We start from the raw sequence: 26,307 nt of genomic DNA, 5'->3' as shown, positions 1-26,307 counted from the left end.
TGAGGTGTTTACTCAATGTTATTAAGGCTTGATTAATATTTGGTTTAATAAATTTTTAAGAAACGTTAAAATTGTGTTAAGACGTTCCTTGTAATGTCGTTCTAATTTTGCGCAAACAAAAAGGAAATGCGTAAAGAGACACAAAAACTGTTGGTTTTGTCGCTGTTAGGATTGGTCAGCGTTAATCTGGCAGCTCAGCAGAAAGCTAAAAAAGATACCATTAAAGGACTTGATGAAGTAGTAGTGACTGCTTTGGGAATCAAGAGGCATGACAGAGCCTTAGGGTATGTTGCTGAGAAAGTAGATGCCAAAACATTTGAAGAAACCCAGAATAATAACTGGGCACAGTCGATGGAAGGAAAAGTCGCTGGTCTTAAAATCCAGACGGCCGGAGCAGGGCCGTTGGGAACTTCCAGAATTACTTTGAGAGGGGAAAAATCCATTATGATGGATCACAACTACGCTCTGATTGTAGTGGATGGAGTGCCATTGGGGAATTCTACCACAGGTTCCGGTACGGCTGCGTATGGAGCAGGTTCCGGAGGTGATGTTCCCATCGATCTTGGAAATGGATTGAACAGCATCAACCCGGATGATATTGAATCCGTAACGGTATTGAAAGGAGCTTCTGCAGCCGCATTATACGGATCACGCGCTGCCAACGGAGCTTTAATGATCACCACAAAATCCGGAAAAACTAAAAACGGAAAACTGAGGGTTACTTTTAACTCTTCCTCAAGCTTTGATTCTGTATTGAAATGGCCGGACTGGCAATACGAATACGGGCAGGGAACACTGGCAACCAATACAGCAGGAAACTTCTACTATTCTTATGGCCTTTCTCCGGATGGACCAAATACCGGAGGAACCAGTAGTGCTTTTGGTCCTAAATTCGCCGGACAGTATTATTTCCAATACGATCCTAACGTAATGGGGCAGAGCAAGGAAAGACAATTGTGGAGACCTTATGAAAATAACATTAAAGGTTTCTGGAGAACAGGTTCTACCTACTCGAACAGTATTTCCGTAGAAAGCTCCAACGAGAAAACCAGCTTCAGATCTTCACTTACTTACCTTAATAATGAGTGGATGATGCCAAATACAGGCTTCGACAGGTTCAATTTTGCTTTGTCATTTGCCCATCAGCTTACCCAAAAATTAAAAATATCAACAAAATTTGCCTATAACACTACTACCAGTGATAATCTTCCTGCAACAGGATACAACAACCAGTCGATTTCCTATTTCATGATCTTCCAGAATCCCAATGTAGATCTGGAGTGGTATAAGCCTATCTGGAAGCCGGGGCAGGAGCAGGTTGACCAAATCCATCCGTTCAGCTCCTATATTGACAATCCATATATGATTGCTTATGAAATGCTGAATGGAGTTAGAAAGAAGACTATTACAGGAAATATCACAGCGGATTATCAGTTTAATAAGAATTTCAGTGTAATGCTGAGGTCAGGAATTGAAATCCTGAACGAAAAAAGAACGACCAAAAGACCCTGGAGCTCTGCCAATTACCTGAAAGGTCTCTACAGAGAACAGTTTATCAAAAACCAGGAATATAATAACGACCTTTTATTTTCTTATAAAGCAGACTGGAATAAATTCAGCATTTCAGCGTCAGCAGGGGGAAGCATTCGTTATAATGAATACCTGCTTAATGATTATCAGGCCATCGGACTGAAAACAGCAGGAGAATACAGCCTTACCAACGCACTTTCTATTCCGGTTAAATATCCGGCACCCAGAGATAAACATGTAGACAGTGTGTACGGATTGCTTACTCTGGGATATGACAATAAAATATTTGTGGATATTACCGGAAGAAACGACTGGAGCTCTACGCTTCCGAAGCAAAACAGATCATTCTTTTATCCTTCGGTGAGTACCAGTTTCATTTTATCAGATATTTTTAATCTGAAAAGCAATAATCTGAACCTATGGAAACTGAGAGCTTCATGGGCAAAAGTAGGGATAGACAGTGATCCTTATCTTTTGGATAACTATTATACAGCAAGTAATATTACAGGGAGTGTAGTGGCGCCTACCACTTTTAATAATCCATCTCTTAAACCTGAAAAAAATACCAATATTGAAGCCGGTATGGATTTTAGCCTTTTCAAAAACAGATTGAACCTTAATCTTACTGCCTATCAAAATTTCAGTGAAAACCAGATTATTCCGGTATCGATGCCTACAGAAAGCGGATATTCCAAAAGGATCATCAATGCCGGAAAAATCCGAAACAGAGGCCTTGAACTTTCAGCGGATATCTTAGCCATAAAAGGTAAAGACTTCTCATGGAAAGTTGGTGGAAACTGGTCTACCAACGAAAACAGAGTGATGACCTTACCGGAAGGATTCGATGGTATTGTTTCCAACGTAGGAGATGTAGTATTCTATAAAATGGAAGTAGGAGGTTCATTGGGCGATATGTATGGCTTTAAACTACTAAGGACTCCGGATGGAAAAGTAATTTATGGCGATAACGGACTTCCTGCAAGACCAGCAGATATTGAAAAAGTAGGAAATGCGTTCCCAAAATGGAGAGCCGGTCTTCAGAATGATTTCCGAATCAAGAACTTTACGATCAGTTTCTCATTTGACGGTCAGTACGGTGGTATTGCTTATTCTCAGTCACATCATAAAATGTCTGAACAGGGTAAGCTGAAATCTACCCTTCCGGGAAGAGATAATCCTGGCGGAATGATTGTAGGAGACGGTGTTGTCCAAAATCCTGACGGATCGTTCAGTACGAATACAAAAGGAGTACTGGTATCTTCTTATTACGGAGATTATTATAGAAGGGCCAATGTGGAAACCAACAGCTTCAGCACAGACTTTATTAAGCTGAGAGACGCAAGAATTGCCTATTCATTCCCGAAAGAAACCATACAATCAATAGGTCTGGATGATCTTACCATTGCCATTTTCGGAAAGAACCTGTGGATGTGGACCAAATTTCCAATGTTTGACCCCGAAGTGGCTACGTTGGATAATGCAACCATTACTCCCGGAGTGGAAATGGGACAACTCCCGGCAGCAAGAACAGTTGGTTTTCAGTTAAATCTTAAATTCTAAATTTTAAAAATGAAAAAAATAATTATAAATCTGACATTGGCAGTTTCGGTTTTCATGCTTCAATCCTGTGACAGAACTTTCGAGGAGTTCAATACAGATACCAGCAGGATTAAAGACCCTTCCGTTGGAAGCCTTCTTGCTCCCATTCAGTATGAAATGGCGAGTTACGGCTATAACAGAGCAGATGATTTCACTTTTGATATGATGCAGATTGCTTTAGACTTTCCCAATGAAGGAAATTCCTACAGCAGATATTATATGGATGAAAAAAGTGGTAACGGATACTGGAATACTTCTTACAGATGGCTTAAGCAGGTAAATGATCTCAGAAAATATGCAGACAAAGAACAGAATAATAATTACCTTGCTATTTCAATGGTCCTGAATGCATGGATTGCCTCCAACCTTACTGATGCTTTCGGAGATATACCTTTTTCTGAAGCGCTTAAAGTTGAAGAAAATATTTTAAGACCAAAATATGATAAGCAGAAAGATATCTACATTCAGCTGTTAAATGATCTGAAAACAGCCAACTCGTTATTCAATACCAATCAGGTATTAACGGAAACCGATCTGTTTTATAATGCCAATACCAACAGCCAGACCGGAATTTTAGGATGGAAAAAATTCTGTAATTCTCTTTCATTAAGATTATTAACCAGAATTCTAAGCCGAAACGGAGAAGTAAATGTCTATGAAAGAATTCAGGAAATTATCAATAATCCGGCTCAATATCCCATTTTTCAGAATAATACAGACAGTGCAGTGCTGCCGCTTTCCGGAATATCTCCCTACCTGCCGCCAATAGCCCGCCCACAGGATTTTACCGCTTCCAGGGCTGCAGGTGAATTCTTTGTGAATGCCATGAAAGATAATAATGACCCAAGACTGAGCCTATTTTTCACAAAAGCGAAAGCAGGAACAGGAGAAGATCTTGGTTATAAAGGAGCTCCTTCAGGATACGCTTTGGGAACATCTTTCAACTATCAGCCTTCCAACCTTAATCAGAATCTGGCGAAAGCACCTTTAAAGATTTTAATCATGACTTATTCTGAAGTTCAGTTTATCCTTGCAGAATTAGTCAATAAAGGAATCATCGCGGGAAACCAGCAAACCTATTACGAAACCGGGGTGAAATCTATTATTGAACAGTGGGGAGCAACAGTTCCTGCCAATTACTTTAGTAATCCTAAAGTGGCGTATGACGGCTCTCTGGAAAAAATTATGCTTCAGAAATACATATCCCTGTTTTTTATTGACCATCAGCAATGGTATGAATACAGACGTACAAAACTTCCTGTACTCCCTAATAACGGAGGGCTTCAGAACGGAGGGCAAATGCCTGTGAGATTCATGTATCCTACGGCTACAAAAGTGATGAATACAGATAATTATAACGCAGCTGTACAATCGATGGGAGGAGACAATATCAACGTGAAAATGTGGTGGAATAAATAAAAAGTGTCAATTGAAAGATTAAAAAATAATTTAAAGATTTAAAAAATTATGACTATCAATATAAAATATATCATGCCTTGTATGCTGGTTTCAGCAATGGCACTCGCACAGACTTCTGTCTCAGGATATGTATTCGAAGACCTCAACAAAAATCAAAAGAAAGAAAACCGTGAAAAAGGAATTGAAGGCGTAGCTGTCTCTAATGGAGTGCAGGTAGTTCTTACGGATAAAAACGGTAGATACAGTCTTCCGGTTCACGAAGATCAAACTATTTTTGTGATCAAGCCTTCAGGGTATCATACTGCTTTAAATGCAAACAATCTTCCACAGTTCTATTATCATCATAAACCTAATGGATCTCCTACAGATTTTAAATACAAAGGAGTAGCTCCCACAGGTGATCTTCCAAAAGAAATGAATTTCCCGCTTTATCAACAAAACGAAAATAAAAATTTTGATATCCTTGTTTTTGGTGATCCACAGCCTTACACAGAAAAAGAACTGGATTACTTCAAAAGAGGAATCGTAAACGAAGTAAAGAATACAAAGAAAAATGCAGTATTGGGTATCAGTCTGGGAGATCTGGTAGGAGACAACCTAAGTCTTCAGAAACCTTACGCAGATGTGATGAAAGAAGTCGGACTACCCTGGTATAATGTGATGGGAAATCATGACATGAACTATGATGCAAAGGAAGACAGGCTTTCCGATGAAACATTTGAATCTAATTTTGGTCCTGCCAATTACTCGTTCAACTACGGTAATGTACACTTCATCATTTTAGATGATATTCTTTATCCGGACCCGAGAGACGGCAAAGGGTATTGGGGCGGATTCCGTGATGACCAGCTTCAGTTTATCGAAAATGATCTGAAACTGGTTGATAAAAATAAACTGATCGTCATTTCTTTCCATATTCCATTGGAACATAATAACGAAGACAACTTCAGAAATGCGGACCGTCAGAAATTATTTGATTTTCTGAATCCTTTCCAGAATGTATTGCTTTTGTCAGCACATACCCATATCCAGCAACAGATTTTCTATGGCAAAAAAGCAGGCTGGAACGGAATCAAAGAATTACACGAATATAACGTAGGAACTACTTGTGGCGACTGGTATTCAGGAACACCGGATGAAGCCGGACTTCCTACCTCAACCATGAGAGACGGGACTGCAAAAGGTTACTCTTTCATCAGTTTTACAGACAATCAGTATAAAGTTAAGTACAGAACAGCCGGAAAACCGGAAGACTATCAGATCAAATTATATGTTCCGAAAGTGATTTCTTCGTCAAGAACCTCTGCCAAAGTACTGGCTAACTTCTTCATGGGAAGCAAAAAAGACAAGGTAGAATACAGAATAGACGGTGGAAAATGGGAAGAAATGAAGTACGATGAAACCATCGACCCGAATTTTGCTCTTTCTGTTTTCAAATGGGATTCTACAGAGAAAATTCTTCCGGGCAGAAGACCTTCTAATCCTGAAATGTCAAAGCATATCTGGGAAGCGGATTTTCCTAAGAAATTAGCATTAGGAAAACACAAAGTTGAGGTGAAAGCTGTAGACATGTATGGAAATGAATTCTCAGCTTCAGAAGAATTTGAAGTTCAGAACGCCATCCAGATTCCTTAAGCTTTTTATTTTTTTACTATACCTTTTTTAGATTTTGAAACCGGTTCTTATGAGCCGGTTTTAATTGTTATCGAGGTTTAGATAAACGACAAAAGTCACAAAAGTTTTTAAGCTATACTTTGGATATAAGAAGCGCACTTAAGTTTTATAAAAATCTAAGTTTTCATCTTATGTTAACTTTTATACGGGATGATTGTAACTTTTAAATATTATCTGTAGTAATCATCTTTTGTGATTTTTGTGGTTGTATAAAATATAAGTTAAATCTGTGTTTTCGCGGCCTCATAAAAATGTTCTTTCGTAACTTTGTATCAAGAAAAGTATCATTACTATGAATATAAACGGAAAAAATGCCATTGTAACAGGTGGTGGAAGAGGACTAGGAAAAGCTGTAGCGTTAGCTTTAGCCAATGAAGGAGTAAACGTTGCCATTACAGGAAGAAACGAAGAGAACCTTAAAATGACGGTTGAAGAAATCAAAAAATTAGGAGTACACTCAGCCTACGCAGTATTTTCTGTAGACAATGAAATTCAGGTAAAAGCTGGAATAGAATCTTTAGCAGAACAATTGGGAGGAATTGATATTCTGATCAATAATGCAGGAATCGGAGACTTTGGTTCTATCGAAGAAATGCCTTCTGAAACTTGGGAGCAGGTTATTAAAACCAATCTTTTCGGAGTATACTATGCAGCCAAAGCAGCTTATCCCTTCATGAAAGCAAAAGGAGAAGGTGATATCGTCAACGTAGCCTCTACTGCAGGTCTGAAAGGAGGTCCTAATATGTCTGCATACGCCGCTTCAAAAGCAGCCGTAGTATCTCTTTCTCAATCTATGATGGCAGAATGGAGAAAACAAAATATCCGTGTCATTACGCTGACTCCAAGTACTATTGCTTCTGATATGAGCATCCAGGGCGGTCTTACAGATGGAAATCCTGATAAAGTATTACAGCCGGAAGATTTTGCAGAATGGGTAAGAGATATCCTGAAAATGAACAGAAGAGCGCTGATTGCAAACGGTTCTATATTCTCTACAAATCCTTAATAAGGTTTTAAAATTTAAAGTTCAAGGTTGAGAGTTTAATGTTTAAAGCTTTCGGCAAAGGACATTTTAATCTAACTTGAACAATAAAATTCAATAGGAGCGGGCTTTAGTCCGCTTTTCTTTTAATCAGTATTATATGACTTTAGTGAAAATTTGTAATCTTTCGCTTTTCAAAAAAATCTACATTGTCTTTAGGATAGAAAAAATAAGTTTTGGCTGAAGCCAATGGAAATTTGTCATGATTTGAAGACGGGCTAAAACCTGCCTCTATTGAAAATACGATGCAATCATCTATGTCATCCGTATAATTTGTGGGAGAAAAAATTAACAAATAAACTTTTTTACCACATCCACAATTTAAAAAAACATAAAACTCCACGGTTTCAGCCAAAAATGACTCCATCATTTTTTTTACCGTAATAACATTAGTATTTTTGCAGAAATTATTCACATGCAAAATTATTTAGAATTCAATTTCAAAATTTCTCCATTACAACCCTGGAATGAGATATTAATGGCAGAGCTTATAGAAATAGGTTTTGACAGCTTTACAGAAGAAATTGACGGAATTTTAGGATATATTCAGACAGATTTGTTTCACGAAGATCAGTTGAAAGGACTTCCGATCTTTGAAAACGAAAACGTAAAAATCGAATATTCTTTCGAAGAAATGCCGAACATCAACTGGAATGAAGAATGGGAAAAGAATTTTTCTCCAATTAATATCGATGATAAAGTACTGATCAGAGCAGAGTTCCATGAATCTGTACCGGGAATGCATGAAATTATCATTCAACCTAAAATGTCTTTCGGAACAGGTCATCACCCTACAACCCATTTAATGATCCAGCAAATGATGGATATTGATTTCAAGGGTAAAAAAGTATTGGATATGGGATGCGGAACTTCTGTATTAGCTATTTATGCAAAACAGCAGGGCGCAGGAGATACCAAAGCTATCGATATTGATGAATGGTCAGTAGAAAATTCAAAAGAAAATGCAGTAAGAAATAATGTAGAACTGGATATTGAACAGGGAACTGCAGAAAACTTAGGGAAAGAGAATTACGATATCATTTTAGCCAATATCAACAGAAATATCCTGATTTCAGATATCCCAACCTATGTTTCAGTACTGAATGACGGTGGAAAATTATTACTTTCAGGCCTTTGCTTCTTTGATGTAGATGATATTCTGGAAGTATGCAAAGAAAGTGGTCTGGAGCTTAAAAAGAAATTACAGCGTGAAGAGTGGGTAAGCCTTCTGCTTGAATAATAACACACCAAAAACAAAATACGAATATGAAAACTTTATGGACAGCTTTATTTTTACTGATGCTGCAGTTTTTTACAGCACAGGAAAATGAAGTGTATGCAGATGGTATCTTTAGCTTTGAAGAAAATAAAACTCAAAAAATCTTTACAGATTGGACGCGTGTGAGATTAGATCCCGGAGTGAATGCTCAGATTGTAGATTCATTGCAGGTGAACCAACAGGTAATGATTCTTAAAAAAGAAAATGCAGTCCTGAAACTGGGAGAAAGAAATGCTAACTGGTATAAAATCTCTTATCAGAAAGGAGAGAATACATTGGAAGGATATATCTGGGGTGGCAATCTTTGTGTAGGCTACCGTAATAAGAATGGGTATGACTTCCTCTTTGGGCTTTCCAAAACAATTGACCGGAAGAATAAAGAAATCAATGAGATTGAAAAGCAGAATATTGCAGGAATAAAAGTACTGGAAGGAAATACACTTATTGATGAGGTGTATTTTGATACCGGAAGAGCAGAGGAGTTGAGTTCAGCAGCATTCAATATAGAAAGCAATCATAAACTGCAAAATGTTGAATTCACCTTAAAAGCAATGGTTTCGGGAGAAGCTTGTGGAATAGCAAGTTATGATCAGTATGTTCTTTTTAAAGGTAAAAAGTTAATTGCCCTTCCGCAATTGACAAACGTAGGGGATGCCGGTGTTTTTTATCATAGCGAAGAATTTATTTTTCCCAATGATAAAGGAGGAATTCCCAATGCATTTATCTTAAAAGTGGAAGATATGGAAGTAGATGAAAGAGATAGAGAGAAGAAAAAACATTCTTTCAGAACTTACCTTTGGAATGGAAATACCTACAAACTGAAATAAAATCAGTATTGACGAAAATTAAAAATCCCTCACTTAAGAATGAGGGATTTTATATATAGTGTCAGGGGTAAACTCTTATTACTTTTGAGGAAAATAACCATCATATTCATTATGTTTTATGCTCGTGAAGATTATTTAACCTCAGATATTGATCTTATAAATTGATAGAGATCAGTCTGTGCTTCAAGGTGTAGTTTTTTGCGTAATCGGTATTTCTTCGTTTGTACAGATCTGTGCTCCATAGAAGAATACTGTGCCATTTCTTTTGAAGAGAACCCCAGCCATATCATAGCACAGAAAGATAAGTCAGAGGGGGAAAGATTAGCGTTGATTTTTAAAAGTTGCTGGCAGACCTCAGGATATGTTTCCTGAAATAATGCTAAAAAGCCAACATCGTTTTTTTTTGCCAGTTGAATGATCTGCTCATGATTTTCATTGAGCTTTCTTTTTAGAATTTTTGCTTCTTCTTCCTGCCGAAGAATAATTGTTTTACTTTCAATAAGCCTTTTTTTCTTTCTTTTAAACTGTAGATAAAAATAAAGAGATAGTAAAAAAATAAGTACAAACAGAACCCCTCCATACCAGAAAAATGACAGGAATTTGTTTTTTTGTTTTTCTTCTTCTTTCTTTGAAATTTTATTAAAAGCTAATGTGATAGCTTTGCTTTGGTCATTGTCTAAGCTGTCTTTCAGTGAGGTGGCCTTGCTTAAATATTCAGATTCTTTCTCAGATTCTTTAAGGTCTTTATAAACTGTGGCCAGCCATCTGTAATTATCTAAGACCAGATAAGGTCTGTTTACTTCCTTTGCCAGTTCAAGGGATTGTTGATAGATATCAATAGCCTCATCATTTTTTTTCTGAACATACAGAAAAAAGCCATAATTATATAAAATAACCGCTCTCTGGTATTTATTATGTTTAAACCTTTTGGTTTCTATCAGGTTAAGGCTTTTTTTAAAATAATAATTGGCTGAATCTAAATTTCGATCATACTTTGTATAATGATATGCTATAAGTGCTATATCTAAAGGATTCAGATCTATTTTCATTGCTTTATGAAGGTAGACGAGTGATGAATCAGACTGTTCAACTCCGTCGAAATACGATGCCCGGGTTGAATAAACATACCGTAAAAAAAATCGGCAGTCCTGATTATCTTTTTTCAATCTTAAAGCAAATTTCATGGCCTTTGAATTATAACCTAAAGCCATTTTAGGGAGATTCATCCTGTTGTAGACCTGTGAATATTCCTGATTGATTTTACCGGCAAGAAAATCATCATTGATATCTTTTGATTTTTCCTCAGCATCATTCAGATATTCTATGGCCTTTTTAAATTCTCCTGTAAGCCATAGACGATTCGCAATATTGGCATATCCCCAAGCTTCTCCTTTAGGGTAATTATTTTGCTGCGCTTCTTTTATAATTTTTTGATTCCAAATGATCAGATCCTTGTTAGATATTTGGGTTCTGAGTTCTTCATTTGTTTTTATGAGTAAAGTATCTATTTGCTGTATACTATAGTGTTGTGGAAATAGTTTTGAACAACCGCATGTAAAAACAAGACAATAGATTATTCTATTAAAATTTTTCAAAGATTTCATCATCATAGAATAAATACTATATTGAGAATAATACAAAAATTAAATATAATGCAAGATAAAAGTGAATTCATTATAATATAAACTACTGTTTATTAACTCTTGTAATTATGACTAATATCCACAAAAAACAGGTGGGATTATTAACCCCACCCGTTAGGCATCATAAAGGTTTTTTGATCAATTTTGTGTTTTAGAATCGATAATTTGCTGCAATTTCAAGAAAAGAAAGGAAATAAGAAAATTATAGAATACATCATAGGTACATCATGTTGTTTTACTTTATCTGTAAGGGTTGTTATTAGGTTGTATGTATGGTGTAGGTTCATTGCGTGCATACATTGTATAGTGGTTTTGTAATGGATGTTGTGTTTATGCTTACTTTGCATGAAGTTTAAAAAAAGAAAAGAAAAAATAATTTTAATGTTCGGTATGTCTTTTTCTTTACCAATGTTTTTCCAATCTATTAGATGTAAATCGGCATACGAATGAAAATAAAAGCTTCAGTATCTTATCGTATTTTATACTGTTAAATGGGAGTTTCTTAATTATGATGTAGAAATATCTAAGTAGCAGATACGGGTTTTCCTAGTGATATTTAATACTAAGAATAATAACTTCTTCAGCAGGATGCCAGAATGAGTGACTACGAGTATGAGTTTCAAAGATTCTGAATATAACAAAAAAGACTCACTGTTTCCAGTAAGTCTTTAAGTGAGCGCGAAAGGATTCGAACCTTTGACCGTCTGCTTAGAAGGCAGATGCTCTATCCAGCTGAGCTACGCACCCTAAATTTATAAGTCGGGGCGGCAGGATTCGAACCTGCGACCTCCTGGTCCCAAACCAGGCGCGATGACCGGACTACGCTACGCCCCGAGGTGTCATCAGTAACGATTTTTACTTTGTTTTTGCGGTTGCAAAGGTACAATACTTTTTGGAATAAAAAAATAAAATTAGAGATAATTTTTAATTATTTTTTCGTGAACGCTCTTTGATTCGTTGTACCTGTTTAATAATCATATTCTTATATTATTTTTATTATTCCTCACTAAAATGGAGAACTTTTATCAGGATCTGAGCAAAAACAAAAAAGACTCACTGTTTCCAGTAAGTCTTTAAGTGAGCGCGAAAGGATTCGAACCTTTGACCGTCTGCTTAGAAGGCAGATGCTCTATCCAGCTGAGCTACGCACCCTAAATTTATAAGTCGGGGCGGCAGGATTCGAACCTGCGACCTCCTGGTCCCAAACCAGGCGCGATGACCGGACTACGCTACGCCCCGAAGGATCATCGATAACGAATTTTACATCGTTTTTAGGGCTGCAAAGTTGCAATTCTTTTTGGAATAAAAAAAGAAAATGAGGTATAATTTTTAATTAATTTTTTATGAACTCTTTTTTATTACCTTTACCCTATTAATAACCATTGATTTAGCCCTCTTAAAAATGATGAAAGAATTTTCTTTTTTTTTGTTCACATTAAACATTCTTACCCCAAAATATAGAAAAATAACCTTGAAAACAGAAGTTCGTTTTCTTCTGTTCTGTTTTTTGATGATGCTGTATTCTTGCTGTAAGGATCATGAATTTGTTAATTACACTATTGCTAATGCATCACTGAGTTTACCCAAATCAATGAGCATTAAAAAAGAAAGGGCCGAAGATTCTCAGATATACAGCATTAATGCTGGAAATAGGCATGTTGGCTATATTTACTATGGTGATTATAAACCTTTTGAGGAAAATTCTTTTTTCATTACAGATGATAAAGAATTATATGGAAAATATAAAAACAGAGAGTTAAAAGCTTATTTTTCTGATAATTCTGATAGAGATTACAGAAACGGAATTTATAATGTTAATTATTATTACTATGATACAATCAATAAGCACAGAACTCAGATTATGATGCCGAAAAAAACGGATAAAGGACTTATTGGGATTTATTTTGACAGTGTAGATATTCATCAAAATAAAATGGCAATAATTATCAATGATTTAAGTGAAGAGAATAAAGAATTATTTTTAAAAGTTTTTAAAACTATTAAATTCAATCCGTAAATACCCAATATGCAAAGTTTACTATCGTGATGAATTTTTTTATCAATTATATTACCCACCAGAGATAGTACATGAAGGTTGGATTTGATAAAATCATGAAAATTGATCAGCCCGGTTTACCATTAATTTTGACGAAAAATAAATAAAATAGAAGTGACCATTATTCAATTACATATACTTGACTGGTATGATGATATTATAACATCATGGGTTTCACTGGAAAATGATTCCTATATTTTTACTTGTGTTCAGAAGGATTTTACAGATGGAGAGAAAACATATTATGGTGTAAAAACAGATGAAAAATCATCTAAAGAGATGCAGAATATCATAGGGAAAAAGACTTTTACTAAAAGGGATTGGAGTACCATAAATCGTATTTTTGAAGGGAATAACAAAAGTGATAATGTATTTTTATTGAGAACATTATCATTATCCGTGGGTTTGGATATTACTTTTAGTAAAGTGAGAAATTCAGATATCAGAACGATTATGCTTCCTGTTGATATTTCAACACTATATACATGTCAGGATAGAGATTTGTAGAAAGCAGGCAGTTACTGACTAAAACAAGAATTAATGAAAGATATATTTGAATTTAAAATTGTAATTCATGAAGATATGCCGGAGAATCTGGTAGACCGTTTCATTGCTTTTATTGAAGGTTGTTTAGTATATTGGGGTGGTGGCTGTTCTGATAATCAGATCAATGGAGGATTATATACTGATGAGAATATAATAATTAATATCAATGATTTTGTGAAAGAATTTGTTGAATTTTTTTTACACCTGGAAATTACGATCCAGAAAATTGAGATTGATATAGAAGATTTTTATTTTTATCGTTTTGATCATGATTTTTTTATTGAAAATTATTCTTCTCTACCTGTCAATATTGGCTGTTGGAATTTATAATTATTCCGGCGAAAACTGAAATATCTCCAAAAAAGCATTAGTGTTTTATGAAGAAATATAGAGATACCCATCATTATTACCTTTCCAATTTTTTTAAACACAGTGAATTGAACTATGATAGCTTGTGGTTGTTTTATAACTATGAAGACGGAATCCAAATGGAAACTTTTTTTCCTGATCAGAAGGTTTATTCTTTTTTGTGGGAGTATGCGGATACAGATATTTTAATAAAAATTGATGAGTGGAAAAGAGCTTTCAGAAGAAATGCTATTGAGATAGTGCAAGAAGCTAAGTTGCATATCCGAAACTATTTGTCACAAGAGCGAAAAGTATATCTGGATTGCCTGGAAACCAGTCTTGTAACGGCAGATGGAAAATTTAAAGACCTGACTGCATATGATATCGGACAACGCTTTGTTCAGATTGTAGCCGATGAAAATATCTCCTTTACTGATATTGATTTAAGTTTTCTGGAAGTAACAGATACAGCAGATAAATTTCGAGCGTTGATCAGGATTCTGGATACTGATGGTATTCAGGCGCTCATCTTAAATGGTTACCATCATCGGGGAGAATTACTTAAAGTTTGCATTGTGAAGAAGGGAGAAACCGGCTTAAAAACAAAGGAAGTTTTGTCCTTACCTATTTTTGAAAACACCTATGTGGCGATGCCATTTAATTGGTAAAACTACAATTCTGCTGATGATGGTATTTTTGATATTGCTTTTAACCTTATGATTGGTTTTTTGAATATTAATTGTTTTTTTAATTAGGAAAAATGAATAGAAATAAGAGCTTTGTAATCCTGTTGGTTATTATTGCTATAGTATTCCTATACAAACTGATATTTTCTTCAAAAAATGAAGGCAGTTTTATTGATGAAATTAGAGAAAAGGATATAAAATCAATAGTTAGAAAAAAGTATATGAATCATGATAATCACAATATACCATTTCTGGTGTATGGCCATCAAGATAGTATTGTAGTTTACAGAGATTGGTGGGATAAAGTTGTGGTTGGAGACTCGATAATAAAACCAAAAGGATCTTTAGAAGTGATTATAAAAAATTCTGATAAAATTGAAAAACTGGATTATGAAAATCAATTTGGTTTAGAGGGGCAATAACTTAATATATTTGGTTTTTCCCTAATATCAACAAACTTATACAAACTTACAGACTTTGCCGGATAAGATCATAGAAGTAAAGTCCGTTTATGAATAGAATAATTTAGTAAATAAAAATGGAGATATTCTTAAATAATATTAAAATAGATTATCTAGATCTTACTAGAGATGAGAAAATTGTTAATGATAAATTATTACTGAAAGTTAAGCCTGAAGCTAAATCCATTATTTTAGATGAATTAGAAAAGCCTGAAATCAAACTAACTGTAAAAATTTACAATAAAGCAGGTAAAAAAGGAATATTATATAAAACCCGATTTATCATAGACTATGTTTTAACTGAAGAAGACTATAATGAGCCAGATGGAATTGTTCTTTATGGAACTATGATTAATAAAATGAGTATTACGGGAAGTGGATATGATCAATATCTCATGAAATTTTTTTACGATTGGTTCAATCATTCAGAATTTAACTGGCGGAAAACTGAGAACAGTGAACTTAAAAACTCTTATCTCCAGGCTTGTTTTATTTGGAATAACGGTCTTTATACAATGAGTAAAGAGAATAATATCATGAAAATGGAGGGAGATCTTGTTAAAGACAACAAAGATTTTTTCTGTTATTTAGGTGAATTGTTCTTTGGAAAAAAAGGTTTTATGGGAAGTGGGTTGGATTCACTTCATGATCATACTATAGACGTAAGTAAGAATAATAATATGAAAGATTTTCATCTATATATCAATTCTGCACAAGCAATAGAAGATGCCTTAGGAGTTAATTATTTTGCAACATCTCTGGAGCTCTTAAAAAGAACAGGTCTTAATATTTACATAGATCATTTAGTCTTTCAGGATTAATTGCTTCACTTATGGTAGTTTTCCCTCTTTGAGAAAAACAATAAGGGAAACAACCATGTGTATCTAAAGTATGCTCAAGCAGTTTACTTGTACGTTGCAGATAAAAATAATAAACAAAGTAAGTGATGAAAAAAATATTCATTGTTATAGTTTTTTTGCTATTTAATGTGATCATTTGGGGACAAACTCCTGTCGGAAATACCAAATACGAAAAGTTAAAGATATTTTTAAAAAAAGATAGTTTGGCATTTCAACAGTTTTTAATGGCTAAAAAATGTTTTTGCAGAGAGAATTTTTTGACTCTTAATGAGCGTAGGGCTGTAAAAAAAACTAATCATTCTACTAAAGACTTAAATGAATTATTTCAAGTTTTAAAAAATGGAGGATATTTATTCTTCGTAGCAATTGATGCTCAAAAAATAGCCTCTTTTTTTAGTAATAAACTGATTGATGAATATGTTTCAAGTAGTGGACGTATCAGCGATGATGGTAATAGAATTGATAATAAAGATATACTATGCGAAACCATTTCTTCACAAACTAAATATAATTACAGTCAATACATTAGTTTCATTAACAATTTAGACAATTATATATTACCGCTAAATAAAGGGACTACCTTTCTTAAAGAAGATACATACTTGGATGAATTGTACTACTATTATCCCGGTAAAAAAGAACGCTGGTATAATTTTAACGATGTTCATAAAGTATTGGATGTTGAATAGTTTGCTCCGCAAAGTCTCCCGACTTTGAGGCTAAAAAAATGAAATAACTTAATTCAATATAAAAAACCTCGCAAAACGCGAGGTTTTTGTAATTAAACAAGTCTTTCTAATCCCTATATTTGCTCCATGAAACGACTAATGCTGCTGTATGTACTTTTCCCTTTATTTCTATTCTCACAGACTACCGGAAAAGTGATCAAAATTTCAGACGGAGATACCATTACTTTACTCTTAAAAGGAAATCAGCAAAAGAAAATTAGACTTGCCGAAGTTGATTGTCCGGAAAGCGGGCAGGCATTTGGTAAAAATGCGAAACAGTTTACTTCTGCTCAGGTATTCGGGAAAACGGTAAACTTTTTTGAAACAACTACAGATCGTTATGGAAGATCCATTGCGAAAGTATATTATGATGACGGGAAATATCTTTCCAAAGAGCTTATCAAAGCAGGATTAGGATGGTGGTATTTTTCCTACTCAAAAGATGCGTCTCTGGGCAAAATTCAGGAAACTGCAAAGCTTAAAAAAATGGGACTTTGGCAGGATAGTAATGCTCTTGCTCCCTGGGACTACCGTAAAATGAAACGCGAGCTTAGAAATAATAAGAAAATCGAAGCGGCAAAGAACGGTACAAAAATAAAAGGAGCTGCATAATATTCTGACGGAAGCTTGAAGATAGGAGAGGGTGTTAATAATTAAACGCCAGTATATATCTAAGGATAGAAGAAAAACAGAAACTGTCTCATTTTTTTGAGACAGTTTCTTTAAACAAAAAGTATTACAATCCTGATTAGGCTTTGTATTTGAATTAATTCCTATTTTTGACCATGATCCATCCGGTATAGGAAATGAGCTTTTGGGTATCCGGATCTGTCCACTTTATTTCATACCAATAAGTACCACTGCTCACTGGAGTACCACCGATGGTGCCATCCCATTTTAAGTTATTATTTTTATCGGATGAATGAATAAGCTGTCCGTATCGGTTGAAAATACCAAACTTCAGATCTTTCAAAAATCCAAGCTCTGAATAATCCAGACTATCATTGATGCCGTCACTGTTTGGTGTAATTGCATTGATGAGATTTGGAACCAGGATCTGAGTCTCCACAGGACGGCAATTATTGGAATCTTTTACGTAGAAAATATTTTTACCTCTCGGAAGACCTGTAAATATATTAGAATCCTGCCATATCATTCCATCCCTTGAATATTGATAAGGCGGTGTACCGCCTTCCACAGTAAGGGTAACTGTATTTCCTCTAGTTTCTATCTTTTTAATTTTTGGAACAGGAACAGATAGTACTTTTACAAACTGTTTCGTTTCACATCCATTGGAAGTCAGGATTACCCAATAATTACCTATGGTAGCGGTGATAGATGGAGTAGTTGCTCCTGTGTTCCATAAATAAGAGGTATAGCCCGGCCCGGCATCCAATGTAACGCGTGCATCCGGACATATGTACTGATCCACCAGAAGAGCAGAAGGCTTGGGAGGAATCACAGTTAAAGTAATTTGGGCAAAATCAAAACAACCATTGCCAGTAATTACCTTTACATATACTGTTGTATTTGAAGAAATATAAGCGGTAGGAGTAGTTATTTCATTCGTCCCGTTTGTGGCATCCGTTAAAGTAGGATAATACTTTTTTGTCACAGGAGCAGTGCTTGTAACAAGGGCTGTGGTTAAATCGAAAGTTCCAGTATTAGGATTGTCTGGAACAAAGCATCCGTTGAGGGTTGCATTCTGCACATTAGGAGCAGGATAAAACTGAAGGGTAATTTTAGCATTGGCCGTACAGCCTTCCACTGTAGTTACTTTTACGAATACTGTCGCAGGAGCAACTGATGAATATGCATTGGCAGGAATAATTTCATTGGTTCCTGCATTTAAGTCAGCCATGGTAGGATAATATTTTCGGATGGCATTGGTTGGTCCTCCTACAGCAGCTGTAGTAAGATTGAAAATACCTGTTCCGTTGGTCTCGCAGGTTTTTACAGTCGTATCCGTTAAAATCAGAGGCTGTACTGTTATATTGACTTTTACCTGTTCACAATCTATAAAATCCGGGTCGTTTCCACAGAATTTATAAATGAAAGTATCGGTGCTTGTTCCAGTATTGGCTGTATAAGTAAGAATTCCTGTTGCAGGATTTACTGTTAAAGTCCCGTTCACCGGAGCAGCAATGATCTGTACTGTTCCCGGGACCGGAGTCTGTGTAGAGTTGGAGAATGCAGGAGTGATGGCGGTAGGAGTACCGGCGCTGCAGACATTCATTGATTTTACAGTATTGACAAGGCAGGTGTATACTTTGTAGGGATATGTTGTGAGAGGATTACAGGTGCTTTTAGTAATTGATACGGTATAATTTCCTGCCTGGGTAGGAGTATAGGTATTATTGTTCGCACCCTGAATAGGAGTGCCGTTAAGATTCCATTGATAATGGTCAAAACCGCTTTCCACTTCTAACACAATTCCCGGAATACATTCTCCGGCGGATTTGCTGATTACCGGAATGGAATTGAAACCTGCAAAATATCCTCCGTAGCCAAGATTTCCACTACCTCCGATAATCCCGGCTGTAACGGCTTTGGTAGAAGTTACTGTTATATTTCCAGTGATATTGGGAATTGAGTATGAAACCCAGTTTGGAGTTCCGGTGACAGGAAATGGCCCTTCTGCTGCGGTGGGAGCTACGCCGTTTACTGCGACTCCGGCCCCGGTTTGGGTAAGAATATTAAGCTTTACAGAAAGAGGCGGATTGAACGTGGTATAATAAGGAAGTTCTCCTATTTTTCCTATTTCATCAATAACAGTAGGCAGAAAACAGTTAAGAGGCGGTATATAATTGAAACCTTCCGTAGCATCATTGTCTGCAATACCTGATAATAATTGATAGACATAAACATTCTTTGATGCTTTGATATACATATTATGATGAGAAGGCCCATTGAGTACATAATTCATTGCACTTACTCTGTAATATTGCCCTTCATTGAGTGTTATTACAGGTGCAGGGTTGTTGTTAAGCCTGATTTCTGTATTGTTCTCTGTCGCAACAATAATGGCTCCTTCAATTTCAGGAAGGAGATTTCCCATTCCTTTAATGAGAACAAACTCTTGTCCTAAACGTTCAACGGGAACAGACTGATCCATGATAATATCCTCCCCGTTATAAGGAGGTGTCATTCCAAACTGACCATGATAATTTCCATTGGTAACAGATACAGGTTTTGTAGATTCTATTTTAGCTCCGATAAAACCATCTTTATTTCCGGGCTTATTGGCGTAGCCTGCAAAAATATAAGACTGTCCTTTATTCAGAGTGATTGTAATACTGGGATGGGTAAGTCCGTTAAAATTATTGTAGAACCACGTTGTCATACCATATCCTGAAACTTTGACCTGGGTATTGTCTTCAGTTGCCAGGATACCACAGGAAAAATTTTGTGAAGACTGGTTATTCATCAATGGAGCATATACTGCATAGAATTTATTACCAATACCGGCTTTTCCCTTGGACGTCAGAATTTCTCCATGATTAACTTCCGAAAACCTGTAGGTGGCAAAAAAAGGAAGGTCTCCATGAAGATAAAGCCCTCTTGTTTTTACACTCATTGCATCGGTTGTATTTTGTCCTATCATCAGATTCATCGGGACATCAAATGTCTGCGGATTTCCTTTGCTGATAGTCACTGTTCCTATTACAGTGTTATTATTATAAATACTGACAGGAAACGGTGTTGTATTGTCTGTAGAAAGATACAATGCCTGTTTGGGTGAACCATTCGAAGAACTCGCCACCATAGGAGCAAACCAATGCTCTGTATCCCTTTGTGCAAAAACAGATGATGATACAAATAGTAATATAAAGATAAATAAGATCCTTTTCATAAGCTTTAAGGAAGATTAGATTAAATGAGGCAGACAGCTTTTCATGAAAGCCAGCTTTGTTACAGTTGATTGGTTGTTTTTAGATTAATCTTTAATTTTTCAGTAAGATCCATCCTGTGTATTTGATGATGGTGTCTTTCAGGGTGGGTTCTTTCCAGGTGATTACATACCAGTAAGTTCCGGTGAACAGTTTTTTATTATTGAACATGCCATCCCAAGTATAATTGTTAAAACGTGTACCTGTAAAAACATTGTTTCCATATCTGTCATGTACCGTAAAGGATAACTCTTTCTTGTAAGCAAATTCTGCGTAAGAAATGCTATCATTAACATTATCCCCATTAGGTGTAATGGCATTGATGATGTTCATCACTGTCAGTTCTACCTGTATGGGCTCGCAGTTGTAAGAATCCTTTACATAAAACTTATTCTGACCATTAGGCAGGCCTGTAAACACATTTGAATTTTGCCATTTAATCCCATCAATGGAATATAAGTAGGGTGGATTTCCTCCTATTACAGTAAGTGTTGCTTTATTATTGTCGAAATCAATTTGCCTGATAACAGCGTCAGGTGCTTTTTTTACAGAAACATGCTGCTTTGTAAAGCAGTTGTCATGTCCTAAAATCACCCAGTAATTTCCTACTCCTACATTAGAAATAGAAGATGTTGTATCTCCTGTGCTCCATTCATAAGACTCATAGCCGGATCCTGCATCCAGTGTTGTTGTAGCATTAAAACATATGAATTGATCTTTAAGCAATGGAGAAGGATGAGGCAGTGTGACGGTAAGAGTTACTGTCGCAATAGTGTAACATCCTGTAGCATTGATGATTTTAATGTATACCGTTCCGCCGGAGGAAATGTAAACACTGGGATTCAGGATAGCATTGATACCTGCTCCAGCATCCTGTAGTGTTTTATAATATTCTTTTGTAATACCTGTTTCGCTGGTAACAGATGCCTGGGTGAGATCAAAGCTTCCTTTATCCGGAGCGGAAGCAATATAACATGACGTTAAAGATGTATTCCGAACCTGCGGGGAAGGATTAAACAGGAGACTGATCTTTGCCTGGGCAGAACACCCTTCAAGGGTTGTTACTTTTACATAAATGTCTTTAGGAACAGATGATACATAAGCATTGGCTGGAATAATTTCATTAGTACCGGCAGCTAGATCTGCGGCGGTGGGATAATATTTCTTACTACTTCCCGATGGTCCTCCCACATTGGCAGAAGTGAGATCAAAAAGTCCGCTTCCGTTATTGCTGCATGCTTTAATGGAGGTATTCGTTACTGTGACTGTTTGGACAGTGATATTGACTTTTACTTCTTCGCAATCTGTAAATTCAGGAACATTGCCGCAGAATTTGTAGGTGAAAGTATCTGCAGCTCCGGTAGTGGCTGTATAAGTAAGTATTCCTGTTGTAGGGTTTACTGTGAGTGTACCATTGGCAGGCGGACTGATGATTTGTACCGTTCCCGGAACCGGAGTTTGGGATGAATTCGTAAATGAAGGCGTTATGTTTACCGGGGTTCCTGTTGAACACACCGTTAATGCTTTTGTGGTATGAGCTAGACATGAAAATGCCTTATAAACCGGTGTTGTGACAGAGGGACAGCTTCCACCCACAGATACGGTAACGGTGTAATTTCCCGGTTGAGTAGGAGTATATGTGTTGGTATTCGCTCCCGGAATAGCATTTCCGTTAAAATTCCATTGATAAGTTGTATAGCTATCATCTACTTCCAGTGACATTCCCGGAATACAGGTTCCGTTTTTCTTGGCAATAACAGGGATAGAAGAAAATCCGGCAAAATAACCACCGTAGCCTACATTTCCTTCACCGGCAGCAATACCAGCCGTCACAGCTTTAGTAGATTCTACGGTAATATTACCTGTAACATTCGGTACAGAATAAGTAACCCAATTAGTATTTCCGGTTACGGGGAACGGTCCTTGTGCAGGAGGTAAAGGTATTCCGTTAACAGTTACTGTAGCTCCTGTCTCAGTGATGATATTGAGTTTTACTGCAGGAGTGATAGCAGTATAATAAGGTAATACATTGATCATACCTATTTCATCAATCTTCTTAGGAAGAAAACAGTTGAGAGGAGGAATATAATTAGCCCCGATGGTAATTTCAACAAATGATGTTGCTGTTCCAGCCATCAATTGATAAACATAGGCTTTTTTGGTAGTCCGGATGTGCATGTTATAATGTCCGGTACTATTTTGATTCATATAAGAAGAAGAGCCGATCCGATAGAACTGCCCTTCATTAAGAGTGGCAATCGGGTTCACATCATCATTGAGATATACCTGTGTATTATTCTCTGTAGCGGTTACTACAGCACCCTCTACATTTGATGCGATCGGAGCCATGCCTTTGACAAGGACAAAATCATCCCCTAAACGTTCTACCGGTATCGACTGGTCCATTAAAATATCACCGCCATTATTGGAGTTAACAATCTGACCGTTGAAATTTCCGTTAGTAACAGTTACAGGTTTATTAGACTCAATTTTAGCTCCAATAAAACCGCTTTGGTTTCCTGTCTGGTTTCCTGTACCTTCTATAATATACGACTGCCCTTTTTGTAAGGTAAAAGTCATTGAAGGCGTATTGGTACCAGTAGTCCCATTGGAGAATTGAACGGAAGCTCCATAATTAGATACTGTTACCATTGTATTATCTTCAGTAGCAAGTACTCCACAGGTGAAATTGTTATTGGAAGAAGCTGTAGCAATAGGCCCATAAGCAACATAAAATTTGTTTCCAATACCAGCTTTTCCTTTGGATGTAAGGATTTCTCCATGATTTTTTGTAGAGAATCTGAAAGTACAGAAAAAAGGTTTTTCTCCTTTAACATAAATGCCTCGTCCGGTTACCTTAAAAACTTCTGATTGTGACCCCGTAATCATTTTATCCATAGGAATGTCAAAAGATTGGGGATTGCCTTTGCTGATTGTTACATTTCCAATGGCTGTATTATTGTTATAGATCGTGACGGGAAATGGAGTTGTAGAATCTGTCGATAAAAATAAAGCCTGTTTATTGGAATCATTAAGTCTGGACATCATCGGGGCAAACCAATGTTCCGTATCTCTCTGGGAAAAAAGCATATTGCTTCCAAATGATAAAATGAACACTGCAAAAAGAAGCTTTCTGAGCAATAAAAGCCAGTGCTTTCCTGTTTCGGAAGCAGGCTTATAAACGAAGTAAAAATCTTTCATTGAATAAGTTTAAGGAGGATAAAACTGTCATAAAAGCGATGAACAAGTTTCCACCGCTTTTGATGACAGAGACAACATTTATTTCTTTATGGCTTTTACGGTGTGAGAAGTACCGTCTTTCATGATCATTTTTATTAAATATATTCCTGATGCCAGATCTTTTAATGAAATTGTATGGTCAGGATTCCTGATCTCAGTGACGGATTTACCCGAAGTATCATATATCATAACGGATTGCATGTTTTTATGGTCAGTCATCATAATTACATCAGTGAAAGGATTAGGGGAAATGCTTGCTTTTGATTTCACTGCGTTGTCCTGTACATTCATTGTTTGTGTGGGAGCCCATGAAACATTATCCCAGTAATACAATGCATTCCCTGAGGTTGCATATGTATCCCGGATAGCCAGTCTTGCCCCTGCCGGAACGGTATTAGGAATGACAATAGTGTACTCACTTCCTGTAGCTGGAGTATACGAGGTATTGGTAATATTCAATTGCTGGATCAATGTGAAAGTAGAAGCATCAGTAGGATTGGTCATATATCCCACCTCTAATTTTCCTGTATTCACACTGCAATAAGCATTCAGCTTCAGAGAATGAGTTCCTGCATTGATGTTGGTAAACTCAGGTAATACAGCAATGGATATATCTCCTGCAGAAATACTGCGTTGTAAAATATGTTTCGTTCCGGATAGAGCACCATTTCCATTAATATTTAAGCTTGCTATTCCTGTCACAATTCTTCCCCAGCATGGAGCATTGGTTAATAATCCCGTAGCATAAGAATCAAAATTTTCTAAAAGTGTTGCAACTGGTGCACAAAGAGTCTGTACCGATGCAATATTGCTCCATAGACTCTGATCTGAAGCACTACATCTTGATCTTATCCATATATAATAGGTTGTTGCAGAGTTTAATCCCTGGATAGTATAAGGATTAGCTGTTACCCCTGTTATATTAGGTACGGTAGATGAGGTTGGCGCGGTGTTGTTGGTACTGTAATAAATGTCGTACCCCATTGCTGGTGCTGGTGAAGGAGCTGTCCATGCTATATTCGCTGTTGCGCTGGTTACATTGGATAAAACGATATTTGTTGGAGTAAAGCACGTTGGTTTAGGCTCCCAATATACATTATCCCAGTAAATATTTACAGAAGGAACACCTCCATGTCTTATGGCCAGCCTTGCATTGGCAGGAATGGTATTGGGAATTACAACACTATATTCAAATCCATCGAAAACAGTATTACTGATATTCACAGATTGGATATTCACAAAAGAAGAAGCATCCGTATCATTGGTTACGTAACCAATATCTAATACACCGGCAGTACTGCTTACTTTTGCTTTAAATCTTAACCAGTGGGTTCCCGCATTTACATTACTGAACATCGGAAGTACAGCAATTACTGTGTTAGCTGCACCATTGGCACTCTGATACATCGCTTTGCTACTGTTCACACCACTACCGGAACCAATTGTCTGGTATCCTGATCCTAAAATAATTCTATCCCAGCAGTCAGCATTATTAGGCCCGTTTACTGCACTTTCGAAGTCTTCAAACATTGAAGTTTTAGCATCGCACTTGGTTTTAAATATCCCCCTTAAAGACCATGCACTTTTATTAGATGTACCGCAAACTGATCTTACATAATAATAGTAAGTTGTAAAAGGTGAAAGTCCGCTGATGGGTGCTGAGATTGTATTACTTGTCCCTGATATTGGCGTAGAGGTATCCGGAATAGTGGTGGAAGAAGTATAATAATATTCATAGCTTCCCGGTGCTGTTGCAGGAGCAGTCCAGGAAATCATTGCAGAATTGTTGGTTATATTGGAAGAAGTAAGTGTTGAAGGAACAAAACAGGTTGGTGAAGCATCGATCTTCAAACTGAAATCTACAAAATTTCCATAATTGTTAGGCCCGCATGGGGTTACAGGGTTCGGGAATGAAGTGCCGCTCTGTACCCTGATTCTATATATTCCAGCGGCCTGAGAAGGTGGAATAAAAAACAGATCATCCACAACTGAATAGCTTGAAGGTCCTAGTGGATTTTCATAAAAATCATCAAAATCTCCATCATTATTCCAGTCGATCCAGACATAAGACTTTACTCCCGATCCTGCAAAATCCAGATGAACGTTCACTGTCCCTCCAGGATATGAAGATACTGTTTGGCTGGAAGAATTGTCAACATAAGCCTGATATGAAGATGCTGTATAGTATAAAGCTCCCTGATCAGAAAATATGGCATTCTTTAAATAGTTAGACTGGCTGGAAGTGCCGGCTGTAGGAACACAGTAGGTCTGTGCATTCAGTTGAAGAACTGAAAATAGGAAAATCATCCATAATAAGTAGTGTTTTCTCATTTTATTTCTATTTTTAAGGGTTAGATGTACCGGCTTTATCATCAGATTTTGGGCGGTAGACTTAATTGCGCAGTGTATTTTTTTTTACTTCTTTTTTCTACATCAGTAAATATTGATTCATTGAATTATATCTTAAAAATCATATCTT

General features: G+C 36.4%; 19 protein-coding genes and 4 tRNA genes. 14 read left to right on the top strand and 9 right to left on the bottom strand.

Annotated elements, in window-relative coordinates:
* Nucleotides 1–126: 126 nt before the first annotated feature.
* The 4 genes from A1704_RS23790 (at nucleotide 127) to A1704_RS23775 (ending at nucleotide 7,228) form a co-directional block, all read left to right on the top strand.
* Nucleotides 127–3,090: a SusC/RagA family TonB-linked outer membrane protein gene (locus A1704_RS23790; RefSeq protein WP_062676458.1), complete on the top strand. Its 2,964-nt coding sequence runs from the start codon at nucleotides 127–129 to the stop codon at nucleotides 3,088–3,090.
* 9 nt (nucleotides 3,091–3,099) lie between these two features.
* Nucleotides 3,100–4,548 (top strand): SusD/RagB family nutrient-binding outer membrane lipoprotein, encoded by a 1,449-nt coding sequence (locus tag A1704_RS23785; RefSeq protein WP_062676457.1) that lies wholly within the window; start codon nucleotides 3,100–3,102, stop codon nucleotides 4,546–4,548.
* 72 nt (nucleotides 4,549–4,620) lie between these two features.
* Nucleotides 4,621–6,183: a calcineurin-like phosphoesterase C-terminal domain-containing protein gene (locus A1704_RS23780; protein ID WP_082798863.1), complete on the top strand. Its 1,563-nt coding sequence runs from the start codon at nucleotides 4,621–4,623 to the stop codon at nucleotides 6,181–6,183.
* A gap of 331 nt (nucleotides 6,184–6,514) precedes the next feature.
* Nucleotides 6,515–7,228, top strand: coding sequence for a 3-ketoacyl-ACP reductase (locus A1704_RS23775; RefSeq protein ID WP_062676455.1), 714 nt, complete (start codon nucleotides 6,515–6,517; stop codon nucleotides 7,226–7,228).
* Nucleotides 7,229–7,370: 142 nt separating this feature from the next.
* Here the strand turns inward: A1704_RS23775 and A1704_RS23770 are convergent, their stop codons facing one another.
* A complete protein-coding gene (locus A1704_RS23770; RefSeq protein ID WP_131797568.1) occupies nucleotides 7,371–7,634 on the bottom strand; it encodes a hypothetical protein in 264 nt (87 codons plus the stop codon).
* 45 nt (nucleotides 7,635–7,679) lie between these two features.
* On the opposite strand from A1704_RS23770, the gene prmA reads away from it, so the two are divergent.
* Together prmA and A1704_RS23760 are read left to right on the top strand one after the other, a co-directional pair.
* Nucleotides 7,680–8,504 (top strand): 50S ribosomal protein L11 methyltransferase, encoded by an 825-nt coding sequence (gene prmA / locus A1704_RS23765; protein WP_062676453.1) that lies wholly within the window; start codon nucleotides 7,680–7,682, stop codon nucleotides 8,502–8,504.
* A gap of 26 nt (nucleotides 8,505–8,530) precedes the next feature.
* Complete coding sequence (locus tag A1704_RS23760) at nucleotides 8,531–9,370, top strand: SH3 domain-containing protein (protein WP_062676452.1); 840 nt, start codon at nucleotides 8,531–8,533, stop codon at nucleotides 9,368–9,370.
* Nucleotides 9,371–9,501: 131 nt separating this feature from the next.
* On the opposite strand, the gene A1704_RS23755 is transcribed toward A1704_RS23760, so the two are convergent.
* The 5 genes from A1704_RS23755 to A1704_RS23735 all read right to left on the bottom strand — a co-directional run bounded on the left by A1704_RS23755 (nucleotide 9,502) and on the right by A1704_RS23735 (nucleotide 12,252).
* The gene (locus A1704_RS23755; protein WP_157885801.1) at nucleotides 9,502–10,965 is read right to left on the bottom strand and encodes a tetratricopeptide repeat protein; all 1,464 of its coding nucleotides are present in this window, start codon (nucleotides 10,963–10,965) and stop codon (nucleotides 9,502–9,504) included.
* A 721-nt stretch (nucleotides 10,966–11,686) separates the two neighbouring features.
* Nucleotides 11,687–11,760, bottom strand: a tRNA-Arg gene (locus A1704_RS23750).
* Nucleotides 11,761–11,772: 12 nt separating this feature from the next.
* Nucleotides 11,773–11,847: transfer RNA gene (locus A1704_RS23745), tRNA-Pro, on the bottom strand.
* 244 nt (nucleotides 11,848–12,091) lie between these two features.
* Nucleotides 12,092–12,165: transfer RNA gene (locus tag A1704_RS23740), tRNA-Arg, on the bottom strand.
* A 12-nt stretch (nucleotides 12,166–12,177) separates the two neighbouring features.
* Nucleotides 12,178–12,252: transfer RNA gene (locus A1704_RS23735), tRNA-Pro, on the bottom strand.
* Nucleotides 12,253–12,604: 352 nt separating this feature from the next.
* Here A1704_RS23735 and A1704_RS23730 point away from each other — a divergent pair.
* The 8 genes from A1704_RS23730 (at nucleotide 12,605) to A1704_RS23695 (ending at nucleotide 17,310) form a co-directional block, all read left to right on the top strand.
* Entirely contained in the window at nucleotides 12,605–13,030 is a 426-nt protein-coding gene (locus A1704_RS23730) for a hypothetical protein (RefSeq protein ID WP_162268233.1), read from the top strand.
* Between the two features lie 153 nt (nucleotides 13,031–13,183).
* Nucleotides 13,184–13,576: a hypothetical protein gene (locus A1704_RS23725; RefSeq protein WP_062676449.1), complete on the top strand. Its 393-nt coding sequence runs from the start codon at nucleotides 13,184–13,186 to the stop codon at nucleotides 13,574–13,576.
* A 33-nt stretch (nucleotides 13,577–13,609) separates the two neighbouring features.
* On the top strand, nucleotides 13,610–13,945 hold the full coding sequence (locus tag A1704_RS23720) for a hypothetical protein (RefSeq protein ID WP_062676448.1): 336 nt from the start codon (nucleotides 13,610–13,612) through the stop codon (nucleotides 13,943–13,945).
* 47 nt (nucleotides 13,946–13,992) lie between these two features.
* On the top strand, nucleotides 13,993–14,631 hold the full coding sequence (locus A1704_RS23715) for a hypothetical protein (RefSeq protein ID WP_062676447.1): 639 nt from the start codon (nucleotides 13,993–13,995) through the stop codon (nucleotides 14,629–14,631).
* Nucleotides 14,632–14,723: 92 nt separating this feature from the next.
* The gene (locus A1704_RS23710; protein ID WP_062676446.1) at nucleotides 14,724–15,071 is read left to right on the top strand and encodes a hypothetical protein; all 348 of its coding nucleotides are present in this window, start codon (nucleotides 14,724–14,726) and stop codon (nucleotides 15,069–15,071) included.
* Nucleotides 15,072–15,187: 116 nt separating this feature from the next.
* On the top strand, nucleotides 15,188–15,931 hold the full coding sequence (locus A1704_RS23705; protein WP_062676445.1) for a hypothetical protein: 744 nt from the start codon (nucleotides 15,188–15,190) through the stop codon (nucleotides 15,929–15,931).
* A gap of 125 nt (nucleotides 15,932–16,056) precedes the next feature.
* Nucleotides 16,057–16,659: a hypothetical protein gene (locus tag A1704_RS23700; protein ID WP_062676444.1), complete on the top strand. Its 603-nt coding sequence runs from the start codon at nucleotides 16,057–16,059 to the stop codon at nucleotides 16,657–16,659.
* 126 nt (nucleotides 16,660–16,785) lie between these two features.
* A complete protein-coding gene (locus A1704_RS23695) occupies nucleotides 16,786–17,310 on the top strand; it encodes a thermonuclease family protein (protein ID WP_062676443.1) in 525 nt (174 codons plus the stop codon).
* A gap of 154 nt (nucleotides 17,311–17,464) precedes the next feature.
* Here A1704_RS23695 and A1704_RS23690 read toward each other — a convergent pair whose 3' ends face one another.
* The 3 genes from A1704_RS23690 to A1704_RS23680 all read right to left on the bottom strand — a co-directional run bounded on the left by A1704_RS23690 (nucleotide 17,465) and on the right by A1704_RS23680 (nucleotide 26,159).
* Nucleotides 17,465–20,551, bottom strand: coding sequence for a T9SS type B sorting domain-containing protein (locus tag A1704_RS23690; protein WP_062676442.1), 3,087 nt, complete (start codon nucleotides 20,549–20,551; stop codon nucleotides 17,465–17,467).
* 91 nt (nucleotides 20,552–20,642) lie between these two features.
* Nucleotides 20,643–23,789: a T9SS type B sorting domain-containing protein gene (locus A1704_RS23685; protein ID WP_238590679.1), complete on the bottom strand. Its 3,147-nt coding sequence runs from the start codon at nucleotides 23,787–23,789 to the stop codon at nucleotides 20,643–20,645.
* 78 nt (nucleotides 23,790–23,867) lie between these two features.
* Nucleotides 23,868–26,159 carry a fibronectin type III domain-containing protein gene (locus A1704_RS23680; protein WP_162268232.1) on the bottom strand — a complete coding sequence of 764 codons (2,292 nt, stop codon included), beginning with the start codon at nucleotides 26,157–26,159 and terminating at the stop codon, nucleotides 23,868–23,870.
* Nucleotides 26,160–26,307: the final 148 nt, after the last annotated feature.

It is taken from the genome of Chryseobacterium cucumeris, from assembly GCF_001593385.1.
Classification (GTDB): Bacteria; Bacteroidota; Bacteroidia; order Flavobacteriales; family Weeksellaceae; genus Chryseobacterium; species Chryseobacterium cucumeris.
This window is presented reverse-complemented; position numbering and strand designations above follow the sequence as displayed.

Bases quoted from the DNA above. Each gene is read 5' to 3' on its own strand.
- A1704_RS23790 (WP_062676458.1), top strand. From the start codon at position 127: ATGCGTAAAGAGACACAAAAACTGTTGGTTTTGTCGCTGTTAGGATTG.
- A1704_RS23785 (WP_062676457.1), top strand. From the start codon at position 3,100: ATGAAAAAAATAATTATAAATCTGACATTGGCAGTTTCGGTTTTCATG.
- A1704_RS23780 (WP_082798863.1), top strand. From the start codon at position 4,621: ATGCCTTGTATGCTGGTTTCAGCAATGGCACTCGCACAGACTTCTGTC.
- A1704_RS23775 (WP_062676455.1), top strand. From the start codon at position 6,515: ATGAATATAAACGGAAAAAATGCCATTGTAACAGGTGGTGGAAGAGGA.
- A1704_RS23770 (WP_131797568.1), bottom strand. From the start codon at position 7,634: ATGATGGAGTCATTTTTGGCTGAAACCGTGGAGTTTTATGTTTTTTTA.
- prmA (WP_062676453.1), top strand. From the start codon at position 7,680: ATGCAAAATTATTTAGAATTCAATTTCAAAATTTCTCCATTACAACCC.
- A1704_RS23760 (WP_062676452.1), top strand. From the start codon at position 8,531: ATGAAAACTTTATGGACAGCTTTATTTTTACTGATGCTGCAGTTTTTT.
- A1704_RS23730 (WP_162268233.1), top strand. From the start codon at position 12,605: ATGAGCATTAAAAAAGAAAGGGCCGAAGATTCTCAGATATACAGCATT.
- A1704_RS23720 (WP_062676448.1), top strand. From the start codon at position 13,610: ATGAAAGATATATTTGAATTTAAAATTGTAATTCATGAAGATATGCCG.
- A1704_RS23715 (WP_062676447.1), top strand. From the start codon at position 13,993: ATGAAGAAATATAGAGATACCCATCATTATTACCTTTCCAATTTTTTT.
- A1704_RS23710 (WP_062676446.1), top strand. From the start codon at position 14,724: ATGAATAGAAATAAGAGCTTTGTAATCCTGTTGGTTATTATTGCTATA.
- A1704_RS23705 (WP_062676445.1), top strand. From the start codon at position 15,188: ATGGAGATATTCTTAAATAATATTAAAATAGATTATCTAGATCTTACT.
- A1704_RS23700 (WP_062676444.1), top strand. From the start codon at position 16,057: ATGAAAAAAATATTCATTGTTATAGTTTTTTTGCTATTTAATGTGATC.
- A1704_RS23695 (WP_062676443.1), top strand. From the start codon at position 16,786: ATGAAACGACTAATGCTGCTGTATGTACTTTTCCCTTTATTTCTATTC.
- A1704_RS23690 (WP_062676442.1), bottom strand. From the start codon at position 20,551: ATGAAAAGGATCTTATTTATCTTTATATTACTATTTGTATCATCATCT.
- A1704_RS23685 (WP_238590679.1), bottom strand. From the start codon at position 23,789: ATGAAAGATTTTTACTTCGTTTATAAGCCTGCTTCCGAAACAGGAAAG.
- A1704_RS23680 (WP_162268232.1), bottom strand. From the start codon at position 26,159: ATGAGAAAACACTACTTATTATGGATGATTTTCCTATTTTCAGTTCTT.